This window comes from Actinomyces oris, assembly GCF_001553935.1.
GTDB classification, from domain to species: Bacteria; Actinomycetota; Actinomycetes; order Actinomycetales; family Actinomycetaceae; genus Actinomyces; species Actinomyces oris_A.
In genome coordinates this window covers 2,972,203-2,986,365 of the sequence record NZ_CP014232.1, presented here as the reverse complement: position 1 = coordinate 2,986,365, position 14,163 = coordinate 2,972,203, and the positions used below count along the sequence as shown (strand labels likewise).

At 60.2% G+C, this 14,163-nt stretch carries 11 protein-coding genes; 8 read left to right on the top strand and 3 right to left on the bottom strand.

What is annotated here, in order from left to right; translation table 11 throughout:
* The first annotated feature begins 91 nt into the window (after positions 1 to 91).
* On the top strand, positions 92 to 1,177 hold the full coding sequence (gene hrcA / locus AXE84_RS12060; RefSeq protein WP_060958043.1) for a heat-inducible transcriptional repressor HrcA: 1,086 nt from the start codon (positions 92 to 94) through the stop codon (positions 1,175 to 1,177).
* Positions 1,178 to 1,268: 91 nt separating this feature from the next.
* Positions 1,269 to 2,393 (top strand): molecular chaperone DnaJ, encoded by a 1,125-nt coding sequence (gene dnaJ / locus AXE84_RS12055; RefSeq protein WP_060958042.1) that lies wholly within the window; start codon positions 1,269 to 1,271, stop codon positions 2,391 to 2,393.
* 39 nt (positions 2,394 to 2,432) lie between these two features.
* Here the strand turns inward: dnaJ and AXE84_RS12050 are convergent, their stop codons facing one another.
* Entirely contained in the window at positions 2,433 to 3,266 is an 834-nt protein-coding gene (locus AXE84_RS12050; RefSeq protein WP_060958280.1) for a YggS family pyridoxal phosphate-dependent enzyme, read from the bottom strand.
* A gap of 60 nt (positions 3,267 to 3,326) precedes the next feature.
* Between AXE84_RS12050 and AXE84_RS12045 the strand changes: the two genes are divergently transcribed.
* Positions 3,327 to 4,139, top strand: a complete 813-nt coding sequence (locus AXE84_RS12045) for a 16S rRNA (uracil(1498)-N(3))-methyltransferase (protein ID WP_060958041.1) — start codon at positions 3,327 to 3,329, stop codon at positions 4,137 to 4,139.
* Positions 4,140 to 4,237: 98 nt separating this feature from the next.
* Here AXE84_RS12045 and AXE84_RS13530 read toward each other — a convergent pair whose 3' ends face one another.
* Positions 4,238 to 4,507 (bottom strand): ribbon-helix-helix protein, CopG family, encoded by a 270-nt coding sequence (locus AXE84_RS13530; RefSeq protein WP_081296299.1) that lies wholly within the window; start codon positions 4,505 to 4,507, stop codon positions 4,238 to 4,240.
* A gap of 392 nt (positions 4,508 to 4,899) precedes the next feature.
* Here AXE84_RS13530 and AXE84_RS12040 point away from each other — a divergent pair, with 392 nt between their 5' ends.
* The 5 genes from AXE84_RS12040 to AXE84_RS12025 all read left to right on the top strand — a co-directional run bounded on the left by AXE84_RS12040 (position 4,900) and on the right by AXE84_RS12025 (position 12,051).
* Positions 4,900 to 5,517 carry a TetR/AcrR family transcriptional regulator gene (locus AXE84_RS12040; RefSeq protein ID WP_060958040.1) on the top strand — a complete coding sequence of 206 codons (618 nt, stop codon included), beginning with the start codon at positions 4,900 to 4,902 and terminating at the stop codon, positions 5,515 to 5,517.
* Between the two features lie 208 nt (positions 5,518 to 5,725).
* Positions 5,726 to 6,559: an ABC transporter ATP-binding protein gene (locus tag AXE84_RS12035; protein WP_208854564.1), complete on the top strand. Its 834-nt coding sequence runs from the start codon at positions 5,726 to 5,728 to the stop codon at positions 6,557 to 6,559.
* Positions 6,559 to 7,305 carry an ABC transporter permease gene (locus AXE84_RS12030; RefSeq protein WP_060958039.1) on the top strand — a complete coding sequence of 249 codons (747 nt, stop codon included), beginning with the start codon at positions 6,559 to 6,561 and terminating at the stop codon, positions 7,303 to 7,305. Before AXE84_RS12035 ends, AXE84_RS12030 begins: the two co-directional genes overlap by 1 nt.
* 609 nt (positions 7,306 to 7,914) lie before the next feature.
* Positions 7,915 to 10,446 carry a pentapeptide repeat-containing protein gene (locus tag AXE84_RS12960; protein WP_167542055.1) on the top strand — a complete coding sequence of 844 codons (2,532 nt, stop codon included), beginning with the start codon at positions 7,915 to 7,917 and terminating at the stop codon, positions 10,444 to 10,446.
* A gap of 732 nt (positions 10,447 to 11,178) precedes the next feature.
* Positions 11,179 to 12,051, top strand: a complete 873-nt coding sequence (locus AXE84_RS12025) for an EamA family transporter (protein WP_060958038.1) — start codon at positions 11,179 to 11,181, stop codon at positions 12,049 to 12,051.
* 601 nt (positions 12,052 to 12,652) lie between these two features.
* Here the strand turns inward: AXE84_RS12025 and AXE84_RS12955 are convergent.
* The gene (locus tag AXE84_RS12955; RefSeq protein ID WP_141675974.1) at positions 12,653 to 14,020 is read right to left on the bottom strand and encodes a pentapeptide repeat-containing protein; all 1,368 of its coding nucleotides are present in this window, start codon (positions 14,018 to 14,020) and stop codon (positions 12,653 to 12,655) included.
* Between the last annotated feature and the right edge of the window lie 143 nt (positions 14,021 to 14,163).

Sequence of the window (14,163 nt, the reverse complement as noted above, 5' to 3'; positions counted from 1 at the left end):
ATCGCTGGCCGCACCCCACCGGTGTGCGGGCGGCCTGCCGCCTGACGCCAGCACTGATCGCGTCTCGGCACTGATGAGGGGAGGAGGACCCGTGGCCAACGACCGACGTCTCAAGGTCCTGTCCGCCATCGTCACCGACTACGTGCGCACGCGTGAGCCCGTGGGGTCCAAGGCCCTCGTGGAGCGCTACCGCCTGGGCGTGTCCCCGGCAACCATCCGCAACGACATGGCGGCCCTGGAGGACGAGGGCTACATCCACCAGCCGCACACCTCGGCCGGGCGCGTGCCTACCCAGAAGGGCTACCGGCTCTTCGTCGACGAGGTCGCCCGCATCAAGCCCCTCTCGGCACCCGAGCGCTCCGCCATCACCGCGCTCCTGTCCGGAGCGGTCGACCTGGAGCAGGTCGTGGCCCGCACCGTGCGGGCCCTGGCCCAGCTGACCGGCCAGCTCGCCGTCGTCGAGTACCCGAGCCTGCGGTACGCGGCCCTCCAGCACCTCGAGCTCGTGGCCCTGGGGCCTGAGCGCGTCCTGCTGGTCATCATCACCGACACCGGGCGCGTCGACCAGCGCACCGTGACCCTCAGGTCCCGGGGCTCCCTGAGCTCCCGCCATGATGGGGGCTTCGACATCGCCGACGTCGTCGACCCCCTCGTCCTGGAGCGCCTGCGCACCCGGCTCAACGGTGCCCTCGCGGGCCGCCGCGCAGCCGACGTCGCCCCGATCCTGGCGGCCCTGGCCGAGCAGGCGCCCGCCGACGAGCGCTTCCTGCTCGAGGCCGTCTCCGACGAGCTCATCGCCGCTCTGCGCCCCGACGCGGAGGAGCGGCTCGTTGTCGCCGGGACCGCGAACCTGGCCCGCGCCACCCCCGACTTCTCCTCCCTGGGTCCCCTCCTGGACGCCGTCGAGGAGCAGGTGGTGCTGCTGCGCCTGTTCACCGCCGACAACGGTGCCCCGGCCGGCGAGAACCGGATGCGCGTGAGCATCGGATCGGAGAACAAGGACGACGCCCTGGCCGAGGCCTCCGTCGTCACCACCACCTACGGGTCGGGAACCGGTGAGGCCGTCGCCCACCTCGGAGTCATCGGCCCCACCCGCATGGACTACCCGGCCACCATGACCGCCGTTCGGGCTGTGGCCCGCTACCTGTCCCGGTTCCTGTCCCCACCGGAGACCTGAGAACCGGCCTGCCCGACCCGCCCCAAGCGGCCCGGCCGGGCACGCCCCCAGACCACCACCGCAGAAGTCGTAGCCGTAAAGGAAGAACGCAGTGAGCAACTACTACGAGGTCCTCGGCGTCAGCCGCGACGCCAGCCCCGAGGAGATCAAGAAGGCCTACCGCAAGAAGGCCCGCCAGCTGCACCCCGACGTCGCCGGCCCCGGCCACGAGGACGAGTTCAAGGAGGTCTCCTCCGCCTACGAGGTCCTCTCCGACCCCGACAAGCGCCAGATGTACGACCTGGGCGGGGAGGACGCCGTGCGAGGCGGCGGCGGATTCGGCGGCGGCTTCGCCGGAGCCGACTTCGGCGACCTGGGCGGCATCTTCCAGTCCTTCTTCGGCGGGGGAGCGGCCAGCCGCGGACCGGCCTCCCGGGCCCGCCGCGGCCAGGACGCCCTCGTGGCCGTGGACGTGGAGCTCTCCGACGTCGCCTTCGGGGCGACCCGGTCGGTCCCCATCGACACCTACGTCACCTGCACCGCCTGCGACGGCTCGTGCTGCGCACCGGGCACCGAACCGGTCACCTGCTCCCAGTGCAACGGGGTCGGCAACGTCCAGCGCATGACCCGCACCCTGCTGGGACAGGTGATGACCTCCTCGCCCTGCCCGGGCTGCCAGGGCTACGGCACCGTCATCGTCACCCCCTGCAAGGACTGCTCCGGCGAGGGCCGTACCCGGGTGCGTCAGGACCTGGAGGTCTCCATCCCCGCCGGGGTGTCCACCGGGACCCGGATCCGCATGTCGGGGCGCGGCGAGGCCGGCCCGGCCGGCGGGCCCAACGGCGACCTCTACCTGGAGATCCACGAGAAGCCGCACGAGTTCCTCGAGCGCGACGGCGATGACCTCTACACCGAGCTGCGCGTGCCCATGACCGCGGCCGCGCTGGGTGCCGTCTTCCCGCTGCAGACCCTCGACGGCGAGCAGAACGTCACCGTCAAGGCCGGCAGCCAGCCCGGCGACGAGGTCGTCCTCGACGGCCTGGGCGTGGGGCGCCTGCGCCGCAAGGGCCGCGGGGACCTGCACGTGTCCATCGTCGTGGAGACCCCCACGCGCCTGGACGACCGTCAGCGCGAGCTGCTGACCGAACTGGCCCGCCTGCGCGGGGAGGACGACGTCGAGCCCGTGCGCGACTCCAGCGTCATGGGCAAGCTCAAGGAGCGCTTCTCCGGGCGCTGAGCGTCACTGCGCGCCTGGGGCCGCGGTCCGTGACGGCGTTCAGCTGTTGGTCGGCGACTGGTCGGTCTGAGACTGGTTGGCTTCAGATGACTCGGGCCAGTAGTAGGAGTCGGGGGTGGCCCGGGCCCCGAAGATCGCCTGGCCCACCCGCACGCAGGTGGAGCCGCCCTCGATGGCGGCCTCGAAGTCCCCGCTCATCCCCATCGACAGCAGCCCGTCGCCGACGGTGCCCGCTTCGAGGGCGGCGTCGCGCAGCCGGCGCATGATACTGAAGCACTCGCGCACCCGTGCCTCGTCACTCGTGTTGGCGGCCAGGGTCATGAGCCCACGCACCCGCAGCGAGGAGTAGGCCGGCAGCGCCGCGAGGAAGCCTGCGACGTCGTCGGGCTCCAGCCCGAACTTGCTGGGCTCGCCCGAGGAGTTGACCTGCACGTAGACGTCCAGACCCCGCCCGGCTGCCTGGAGGCGCCGGTCGAGGGCCCCGGCCAGGCGCAGGGAGTCCAGGGCCTGGAACTCGTCGGCGAAGGCGGCCACGTTCTTGGCCTTGTTCGTCTGCAGGTGGCCGATGACCGACCAGGAGATGCCCAGGTCCGCCAGGTTCTCGCTCTTGCGCTGGGCCTCCTGGACCTTATTCTCACCCATCTGGGTGATGCCCGCGGCGAAGGCGGTGCGCAGGCGCTCCTCGGGGACGGTCTTGGACACCGGCAGCAGGCGGATCTCGGCGGCGTCGCGGCCGGCGCGCTTCGCGGCGGCGTCGATGCGGGCGCGGACGGCATCCAGGTTGCGGCGGAAGTCCTCCACCGTGACGGCGGTGGTGTACGAGGGGGACGGAGACGACTGAGGGGACTGGGCGGCTGCTGAAGACTCGGTCATGGTCACTGACGCTAGCACCGCCGGCGGACACCTGTTGGATACGGCCCGTAGGCTGGAGCCGTGACCGCACCCGTCTTTCTCTTCACGCCCGAGACCATCGAGCCTGCCGATGCCGTCGCTTCGGCGGGGACCGGAACCGTCCTCATGCTCACCGGGCCTGAGGCCCGCCATGCCGTAACCGTCAAGCGCCTGCGTGCCCAGGAGCGCGTGGACCTCGTTGACGGCGCTGGTCTGCGCCTGGTCTGCGAGGTGACCGGGGCCGGCGTCGGCGGCGCCAAGGACCGTCTGGCCGTGCGGGTCCTGGATCGCGTTGAGGAGCCCGAGCCGCCGCTCCGGCTGACCCTCGTTCAGGCCCTGGCCAAGGGCGGGCGCGACGAGCAGGCCGTGGAGACGGCCACCGAGGTCGGGGTGGGGCTGGTGCTGCCCTGGCAGTCCGAGCGCTGCGTGTCCGTGTGGCAGGGTGCCAAGCAGGCCAAGGGACGCCAGCGCTGGCAGACCACCGCCCTCCAGGCCGCCAAGCAGGCCCGGCGGGCCCGCGTCCCCGAGGTCGAGGAGGTGCGGGACACCCGCAGTCTGGCCGACTGGGTAGGGCAGACCGTTCGCGGCGGGGGAGTGGTGCTGGTCCTGCACGAGGAGGCCAGTACCCCGATCAGCACCGCGATGGAGTCAGTGCGCCTGCCCGCGCCCGAACAGGCGCCGCTGGCGCTAGCCGTCGTCGTGGGGCCCGAGGGCGGTATCAGCCCCGAGGAGACGGCTGCCCTGGAGGCCGCCGGGGCGACGACGGTGCGGCTGGGCCCCCACGTCATGCGCACCGCCTCAGCCGGCCCCGTCGCCCTGGCCGTCCTCGCCTACGCCAGCGGCCTGTGGGAGTGAGACCGTGACGATGGTGAATATCGTTGTAGATGCCGAAGTTGAGGATGAACTGAGTCGATTGGCTGACGAGCGTGGTGTCAGCGTGGACGCTGCTTGCGTCAGGCTAGTGCTCTTTCGAGTGCTTCTCGCATGAACTGACTGCGAGTTTCGCCCTGCGCCTCAGCCCTACGGTCCAGTGCGTCTCGATGTGAGCGTGGCACTTTGAAAGCAATGGTGACAAGATCCTCGTCTGAGAGTCGAGGCCTGCCTGGAGAGACAATGAACTCTCCTGGAGTGCCGGGATACTCTCCTCGTTCTGCTGCCTCACCAAGTCGCTCGATCTCGTCGTCAGTGAGCGCGGCTCCACTCTTCGTCTTATAGGTACTCATGTGTTCTCCCTTCGGACCTGTAGTTCCTGAGCCATCTTGTCGGTGAGTCTCATGGCGTGAAAAATCAGTAGGCTGCCATCGTCGAGTTCTACTCCAACCATTTCGAGCAGTCGTCCATGAGAGTCTGCTCCGGCTGCTGCGTAGTACTAAGTTGGGTCATAGTTTCTTCGGCGGACTGCGATGGCGCTGCGCCAGGCGGACTCAACGTCTGCGACCTGTATGTCAGGGAGGCGGCGGATGACGCGAGGATGAACGGTGATTCTGTCCAACATCCGCACAACCCTCTGTCGACGCATTTTGTCAAACAAAATTCTAGCATGTCGTGTCGTGGAGTTGCTTCCCAATGGGCCGGCTTGCGGGCATGCTCGGACTATGAGCGAGACGAGTGAGCGATGAGCCCGCGCGGGCGGCGGCCGGCGGGGAGCCCGGACACGCGTGAGGCTATCCTGGCGGCGGCCCGCACCGCCTTCGCCCGCGACGGCTACCAGACCTCCCTGCGCGGCATCGCGCGCGACGCCGGCGTCGACCCGGCCCTGGTCCACCACTACTTCCCGGACCGGGCCACGCTCTTCGCCAAAGCCGTCATCGAGTCGACCGCCGGGATCGACGCCAACCTCACACACCGGGCCGCAGGTATTACCGAGCTCGAGCCCGAACAGCTGGGGGAGGGGATCGTGCGCTCCGTCATCAGCCTGTGGGACGAGGCTGGGGCGGACCGCTTCACGGCGGTCATCCATGCCGCGCTCGGCCAGGGCGGTGACGTCGAACCCTTCCGCGACTTCATCGCCACCGGGGTTCTCTCGCCGATCGTCACCCACTTCTGTCCCGACCGCCCCCAGCTGCGCGCCCAGCTCATCGCCAGCCAGATCATCGGACTCGGCCTGGCCCGCTGGGTCGCCCGCATGGACCACATCGCCGGCCTCGACGTCGAAGCTCTGGTTGCGCTTGTCGGCCCCACTATCCAGCGCTACGCCTTCGACGACCTGCCCGACGTCACTGATCCCGCCTGATCACTGAGATCGGCTCGGTCTCCGAGCCGAGTTTTGTCCGTTTGGGACGGCTTTGAAGCTGTGATTCTGGCCTGGGGCTCAGCTAAGCCACCCTGACCTGTACGGATGGGGACCGCTCTGGCTGAAGGGGTATTCAAAGTCGTCCCATGTGGACAGTTTCCAGCCCCAGGCTCTGGACAGGGGGTCACCGTCGACCTATATTCATCACATGATGAAAAGCGATGAAGGAGACGCGCCCCGGGAGTCGGGGGCCAGCAACCAATCGCACGACTCCAGTCGAGACATCACGTCCTGCGCCGCCTCGGAGCAGCCGGCCGTCACCGCGATGGACCTGCGTGTGAGCCGTGGGCGCAAGGAGATCCTCCACGGCCTGGACCTGAACCTGGCACCCGGCACCATCACCGGCCTGCTCGGTCCCTCTGGCTGCGGTAAGACCACCCTTATGCGCACCGTCGTCGGCGTCCAGCGCTATCGCGGGCAGATCGAGGTTCTCGGGCACGCCCCGGGTGCTGCCGCCGTGCGCGGTCGGGTCGGCTACGTCACCCAGGGTCAGGCTGTCTACGCCGACCTGACTGCCCGCCAGAACCTGCGCTACTTCGCCTCCCTGGCCGGCAGCCGGGCCCGCGACCTGGACGAGGTCCTCGACGTCGTCGGGCTCACTGCCCTGGCTGACCGGCCCGTGTCCACCTACTCCGGCGGCGAGGCCGGGCGCGTGAGCCTGGCCTGCGCGCTCGTGGCCGACCCCGACCTGCTCGTCATGGACGAGCCTACCGTCGGCCTGGACCCGGTCACCCGTGAGGAGCTGTGGGCCACCTTCCACGCCCTGGCCGAGCGCGGCGCCACCCTCCTGGTCTCCAGTCACGTCATGGACGAGGCCTTCCGCTGCGACCAGGTCCTGCTCATGCGCCAGGGCCGCATCTTGGCCACCACCACGGCCACGGACCTCCTGGCCAGCACCGGGGCGGACACCGTGGACGCCGCCTTTCTAGCCGTCATCGCCGACTCTGAGAGCCGACCCGAGCAGAAAGGAGGGCAGCGCTGATGCGCCTGCGCACCTACCTGGCCACCACCCGCCGCATCCTCACCCAACTACGTGCCGACCGGCGCACGGTCGGCCTCATCGCGATCGTGCCCGCCGCGCTGCTGACCCTGCTGTACTTGGTCTACCGCGACTATCCCGGCGCGGACCTGCTGTTCAATCACATCGCCGTCTCCATGATGGCGATCCTGCCGACTACGGTCATGTTCCTGGTCACCAGCGTCGCCATGCTGCGCGAACGCGTGAGCGGCACCCTGGAGCGGTTGTGGACCACACCGATCCACCGGGCCGACCTCCTGTTCGGCTATGCCACCGCCTTCGCACTGACCGCCGTCATCCAGTCCCTCATCCTGTGCGCCGTGGCCGCCTGGGGGCTGGACGTGGACATCTCCGCCTCCTGGGGGTGGGTGGTGCTCACCGCCCTGGTGGACGCCTTCGTCGGGGTGTCCCTGGGGCTGTTGGTCTCGGCCTTTGCCCGCACTGAGTTCCAGGCCGTGCAGTTCATGCCGGTGGTCATCGCACCCCAGCTGTTCCTGTGCGGGCTCCTGGTCAGTCGCGACCAGCTGCCGCGCGCCTTGGAGGTGGTCGCTGACGCCCTGCCCATGAGCTGGGCGGTCGACGCCGTCACCGAGCTCACGACGGCCAGCGAGCCCTCCGACGATTTCTTCCGATACCTTGCCTACCTGGTCTGCTTCGGCCTGGTGGTCCTGGGGGTGGCGGCCTCCACCGTGCCGCGCAAGACCCGCTGAACCGGAAGGGGCCAGCAACGGCGGGCGCGAGAGTGAGGACTGTCGCGCCCGCCGTGCGGTGGAGCCTGGTGGGGTTAGGGTTGCCTTATGTGGATTATCATCGCCTGCGTGCCCGATGCCCAGAGCGCCCCTTCAACCTTCGCACTCAAGTGGAAGACGCCCCCATCCCCTCTTGAGCTCGACTACTCCCCATGGAAGGGGTCTACTGTGGTTCGTCCTGATCAATAGCTGTGGCCTTCTCCCGGTCAGGCACCCTGATGCCCAATATTCCGTCCCGTAGAGGTGAGTGTGAACAAGCTGGCTGCGGCCAATGAGACCCCAACCTCCATCGCTTGCCATCCCGACCCTGTCCTCTTGAGCTACAGCATCAACTACTTGGCGGCCATACAGTCGGGTCTGGGCGTGTCCGGGTCCTACGCATGCCATAGATGTGCTGCCCGCCTCGTGACCCTGAAGAACACATCTCAGGCTCCTGAACAGTCCCGACCCCCGCAACTTGACGTGCGCACATCGACACACCTGACATGCACAATCTAACACAAAGAATCTACAATAATGTTAGCAGGTCTGCCAACGAACGATCGAGGATAACGCTGAAGCAGATCAATGTTGACGAGAACGATTAGCTTGCTTTATGGTCAGTGGGACGATCGCGTTGATTCCCTGCAAGCAAGTCGAGTCTCACGAGAGAGCAGACGTTTGTCTAACCCGTTTGATCAAAACAGACACGCTGGAGATGTGGTGAATAATTTCGAGAGTGGAAAGATATTCAGCTGGAACGATAGTTACCCTACTTCTTCAACCATACTGTCGATAACGCCGTCAGTTGTAATAATATGTTGGGCGAAGCACCTATGGTGGGCAAACCCAGCTGAATGGTGGAAGTTCAAAAATGCTGCGATAGTTGCCGCATTTGCGGGTATGATCCTGATTCCTTTGATGAGTAGCCGTTTGAAAAGGAATTATGCGCTATTTCGCGCAATCGTGATCTGGGTAGTTATCGCACTCATCGCATACACGCTACTCAGCGCAGTCTGGGGAGGAAATTTCAGGGCGGGATGGGAGGACGTCGAGTTCTCGAACTCTAGAGACCGGCTATCCAGCGTATTTACTGCAATCGGCGGAATAGGCGCAGTTGGGTATCTCGTCATAAAGTATCGCCAACAGGCGGGCTCCGAACGCGAGTTAAGTCGCTTAATTGTGAGGGAAGCCGATGACAAACTCATGCAAGCAGTTCAGCAATTAAGTTCGCATTCAGCCCAAGCGAGACTTGCTGGAGTTTATGCACTTTCCGAAATCGCAGATGTTTATGGTAGTGAAGAATATGTGACTGACTACAACAAAAGAGTTGTTGATATATTATGCGGATACCTTCGTACCAAACGGCCAAAAGATGACGGTCCTGTGGAGTCAGCGGTGGTCTCCGTGCTCAACGACCATCTATCGGAACAAAACATTGCTTACGATGGCTCAACAAATATGTCTCCAGGCCCTTGGAGTGAGTACTCTATTGACTTGCGTGGCTCGAAGTTTCGTGAGCCCTTCAGGCTCCGTAATGCGATCATCTCAGACCTTAAGGTGCAGCATTCGAAATTCGTTGACCATGTTGAATTGCATGATGTAGTATTTTCTGAGGGTGTTGATTTCGATTCCGTTCAGTTTCGCGATCTAGTTGTATTTCGAGGCGTCAATTTCTGCGGCGAGACTAAGTTTCAGGACAGCATATTTGAGAAGGATGTTACTTTTGAGGCGATTCAGGCAGGAACCCGAACAGTTTTTGCCTTTGTTGATTTTGAAGGTGTGAATTTTAAAGGACGAACAATTTTCAAGGATGTAGTCTTCGATAAAGCGACTAGATTTAAATCTAACGGCAGAGGTGTCCCAACTACCTTCTCACATGTGACGTTCAGATGTGCTACTTTGAAATCGGTAACAGCATTCATTAGCGTGAAATTTTCTGGAGAGACTGAATTCAACCGAACATGTTTTGAAGGGCCAACTAGTTTCGATGTTGATGAAACTTGTTCTCCAGTCGCCTTTATGGATGTTACCTTCCGAGATGTTGCGTTCAAATCGTTCACTACATTTAAAAACACCTTGTTCGCTGGTTCAGTGGAGTTCAATTCCGTCAAGTTCGGAGAAAACTCTAGCTTTCATCGCATTGAACTTCAGAATGTAGCCTTTAATAAGCCTGCTATTTTCAAAGAGACCGTTTTTAACGGTGTAACTACCTTCAGGAACGCAGAATTTCAGGACGTGACTGAATTTTCTTCAGTTCATTTTAAAGGCTCCTTATATGTCGGGTCCTATCAAGATAAAACAACAAAGTTCAATGCATCTAAGTTTCACGACGTAACATTCGATAGAGATGCGACATTTAGTGGAGTATACTTCGAAGGCGAGGTAGAGTTTAAGAAGGGGATATTTAAAGATGCAGTTAACTTCGGTTGTAATCGAATTCAATCTAGTGCAGTAATAAAATTGAGTAGACAGCAAAAGAATAGTGAATCTCAGGTTACCATATTCAAAGAACGAACTCTTTTTCGAGAGATTGACTTTAAGGGTCTGGCGTATTTCAACGGAGTTCAGTTTCGCGGGGATACGGAATTCTGTGAGGTAGAATTTGAGAAAGACGCCGATTTTTCCTCCTACTTGAATGTTGATAGAACCATATTCTCGGAAGTGCGCTTCGTTGATACGTCCTTCAGAAGTGAGTCGAGTTTCCGGTATGCGACGATGAGGGACGCCCATTTTATGGGGGTGGAATTTTCTGTTGTTAACTTCAATAACTGCAGTATTGAGAGAGCTTCCTTCTATAGGTCGATCCTACGAAATACTTCATTTTCAAGATTGTTCATGAAAGGGGCTAGACTAGGTGATATTACATTCTTCAGTGGAACGGAGTGCGCTGGAGTTGCCGACTTTAGTTATGCGAAGTTCGAAATCGAAGCAGACTTCTCCGGCGGCACTTTCGGTGAAGCGGCCCTATTTCGAGGCGCCATCTTCAACGCTCAATATGATGGGGACAATCCTTTTGTTTTTGGATTAGGAATTCAGGTAACTAGTCGCGGCATTCCCAAAGGGGCAAGGTGGATGAATTTTAGCGATTTAGGACTAGGTGGACGTGGTAAGTCCAAATAAATTCATTCTTCAGAGTGAAATGTAGTTAACGATACCGTTCGGTTATTGTGTTGTGTTTCATTAACGTGATGAGATCTATTTTCTTGAGGGCGGATGAATGTGATTCCGAAGATGCTGTGATTGTTGCTGGGCGGTCGTCTTGGTGTGCTCTTAGTTGTGAGCAGTATTCTATTGTTTCCGATTGGCATGCTCGAGTGTTTCGATCGGTGCTTGTTTCGCGTTTAACACTGCTTTAGTTGGGTTCTATTACTTGTGATGCACTTCGCTTAGTTAACATTTCACAAAGGGGGCTGCAAAGGTGGACATACATCAAAGCCGGCATGATTTACGTGGTAATTTTCTGAACGAGAGGCTGTTAGCTCACTGCGTCATGTACTGAAGATTCTATTCTGGGTGTTGTATTGAGTGGCTTTGCTGATGTGGGGTAGTCATAGATTGCTGCATGCCCTTCGGGTGGGACTTGCTTTACGACGGCTTGGCAGGGTGTTCAATTTGCGCTTCGTTGTTCAGACTCCTGCGGAATATACTAAATGTTTGCATGATGTGGGCGCTGATGCTATAGAGAGTTACCTTTCGACAACTTTGCTCAAGAACTGCGCCTTGAACTCGTGGATTACTCTGCAGTTGACATGGTCTCCAAGTTGCCAGTTCTAGGGAGGATGGACTCGTTCCCTCCGACCAACCAAAGCTCTCCAGCACGTCGCATGCGCCGGACAGGGTTAGGGTTGCCTTATGTGGATCGTATTCGCTTGCGGCTCAGCGCTTTTTGCAGGCATCACCGCTGTCCTGGCTAAGGAGGGGATCCGTACCACGGACTCGACCGTGGCGACGGCGCTGCGCACTATCGTGGTGCTGGCGGGCGCCTGGGGCATGGTGTTCATCGTCGGCTCACAGGCCGAGCTGACTCACCTCGATACCCGCAGCACTGGGCTGCTGGTGTTCTCGGGGCTGGCTACCGGAGTCTCGTGGTTGTGCTACTTCAAGGCGCTCCAGCTCGGCAGCGTCAGCAAGGTCGTGCCGATCGACAAGCTGAGCACAGTGCTGACGGTGCTGCTGGCCCTCATGTTCCTGGGGGAGAGGGTGAGCCTCATCGGTGCGCTCGGAGTGGCTCTGATCGCTGTCGGAACGTTGTTGATGCTCGACGCCGACGACCTGCGCGGCCTGCCTCGGGCTGTGCGCGACGGCGGGGGCTGGCTGCTCTATGCGCTCGGCTCAGCCTTCTTCGCCGCGCTCACAGCGATTCTCGGTAAGGCCGGCATCACTGGGGTGGAGTCCAACCTCGGTACCGCGATCCGCACCGGGGTGGTCCTGGTGATGGCCTGGGTGATGGTGGCCGTCACCGGCAGGCTCCGAGAGGTCCGTAGTGTTCCGCGTGGTGAGCTCGGCTTCGTTCTGGCCTCCGGGGCAGCCACCTGTGCCTCCTGGCTCTGTTACTACCGGGCACTTCAGGACGGCCCGGCTAGCGTGGTGGTCCCCATCGACAAGCTGAGCGTCCTGGTCACCGTCCTCTTCTCCGCCCTCGTCCTGCGCGAGGCCGTCGGTAGGCGGTACCTCGCTGGGCTGGCGCTGTTCGTTGGTGGGACGCTGGCCATGCTGGTCTCCTGAGCGCTGCTCACCAGACGGCATGGTGTCCGACGTAGTTGGAACGCTGGAGAGGACATTCGTGCTTGGCGTCTCCACTTGGTTTCTTAGTGCTTTGTCTTGGTGTCCTGACTTAGTGACTTAGTGCTCCGGCTCGGCGTCCTAGTGCCTCGCTCGGTGCCTTGACAAGCCGACTTAGTGACTCGACTTGGTGACTCAGTGACCCGACTTAGTGATGTGAGCGTTGACTTAGTGAACCGACGTAGTCAGTGAACTGGGCAACCAAATGCCTGAGCGCCTCCTCGTACGGTCGATGAGAACACCGAGGCATGGCTGGCGCGGTGTCTGGCCTCAGTTGTGAGACGACGTGGGGACTGGCTGCTCTGCGTACTCGGTTCACTCGTCTTCGCTGTGCTCACCACGATCCTCGGTAAGGCCGGCATTACGGGAGTGGAGTCTAACCTCGGTACCGCGATTCGCACCGGGGTGGTTCTGATGATGGCCTGGCTGATGGTTGCCGTCACCGGGAGGCTCCGGGAGGTTCGTGCTGTGCCGCGTGTTGAGCTCGGCTTCGCCCTCTCTACTGGGTCTGAGATATATGCTTCATGGATCGACCGCTAAAATGTCAGGACATCTCGCTAGTGACCTCACCGCTGTCTTCGTCCCCGCCATGCAAGGGGCTGTTTGTAGGTGATGTCTTCTCTGCCTGATCTTTGGAATCGGTGAAGTTCGTTCTGTTCCGGTTCTCTGGTGTTATGGGGCGTCCATGGTCATCAAACTCGCTCCACTTAGCGCCTTTGGGTAGTCCCTCTTCGTTGAGTTCGATAGATTCGGAGAATGCAAACCATTTTGTATTCTTTAGTTTTATGTTAAATAGAGACTCATGAAAGATGGGTTCCTGAATGTGCTTTGTATCGAAGAATGCGCATCCCTTAATGAATTTTGTGCTTTGAAAATCGGCCCACTCCTGAAAGAGAGTTTCAATAAATAGGACGCCACCACCAAAGGTGGTGCCTGTAAACTGGGCATCGCTAACAAATGCAGCCCTGTTGAAATTGGCGAGTTGAGTAAATGTAACCCCTCCGAAGTTCGCGAGACATACAATTTGCGATCCTGTGAATGTCGCATGTTGTGAAAATTTTGCATTCAGAAAGTTAACCTTTCTTGTGAATGTTGATCTTGAAAAACAAACGTCGCGTGAGAACTTGGTGTCTTGTGCGTTGATTTCGCTTATCTGCGTGTCAGTAAAATCAACCTGTTCTGTAATGTAGGCCCCGTGTAAGTCGAGGTTGCATGAGCTCCATGATCCGAGACTGAACTGTTTTCCATTGTTCGTTCGAGAATGTGCTTTGAGGTGGCTTGCTAGGATGGAAAGTATGGTCGATTCGACAGCCCCGTCAGTGCTAAGTGGTTGGTCGTGGTTGGGTGTTCCATCTTCGTGGGTGGCGTAACGTGTTTCACCGTTCGCATCTTTGAGGAGTCGGTCGGTACGCAGGTAGCCGCAGAGGATGTCAACAACACGCTGATGGTATAGGCCTTCGTAGGTGTCGGCGACGTCGGCCAAAGAATAAACGCCTGCGATGCGAACCTGTGGTGAGGCGTCGCCTAGTTGTTGGACTGCGCGTACAAGTTTTTCGTTCGCCTCTTCGCGTTCGAGCGCTGAGCGTTCCCGGAATTTGATGACAAGGTATCCGATACCTCCAGTCCCGCCAAGAATGGTTAGTGAAACTTTGATTCTCTCTAGTGGAGTGGATGTATTTTCCTCTAATGACCATCCTGAGAAGATCCCTCGATCTCCCCAGATCCAGTTCAGTAGGGTGTATGCTGCTGTTGCCATAAGAATCCATTTGATGATCGAGAAGAATAGGTCGTTCTCGTGGCGCCATGACGTAAATCTGTTGTGAGTTGCTTCAATTTTTTGAGCCAGCATTAACTTGAATGTATACTCTAGTTGCTTCACTCTATTTTTGAAGGGGAGGGTATTTTTTGCCATAAATTAATACTGCCTTCTTGTCAACTATGTGGTCACGACTATTTGTCGCCATAGGGAGATGTGCTCGGGATGTGCCCAAAGTATCATCTTTCTTCATGTTCATCTTCGTAGTGGTGAATGTCTGTGCCGCTTACAGGGAGATG

Bases quoted from the DNA above. Each gene is read 5' to 3' on its own strand.
- AXE84_RS12040 (WP_060958040.1), top strand. From the start codon at position 4,900: ATGAGCCCGCGCGGGCGGCGGCCGGCGGGGAGCCCGGACACGCGTGAG.
- AXE84_RS12050 (WP_060958280.1), bottom strand. From the start codon at position 3,266: ATGACCGAGTCTTCAGCAGCCGCCCAGTCCCCTCAGTCGTCTCCGTCC.
- AXE84_RS12955 (WP_141675974.1), bottom strand. From the start codon at position 14,020: ATGGCAAAAAATACCCTCCCCTTCAAAAATAGAGTGAAGCAACTAGAG.
- AXE84_RS12030 (WP_060958039.1), top strand. From the start codon at position 6,559: ATGCGCCTGCGCACCTACCTGGCCACCACCCGCCGCATCCTCACCCAA.
- AXE84_RS12025 (WP_060958038.1), top strand. From the start codon at position 11,179: ATGTGGATCGTATTCGCTTGCGGCTCAGCGCTTTTTGCAGGCATCACC.
- AXE84_RS13530 (WP_081296299.1), bottom strand. From the start codon at position 4,507: ATGAGTACCTATAAGACGAAGAGTGGAGCCGCGCTCACTGACGACGAG.
- AXE84_RS12035 (WP_208854564.1), top strand. From the start codon at position 5,726: ATGATGAAAAGCGATGAAGGAGACGCGCCCCGGGAGTCGGGGGCCAGC.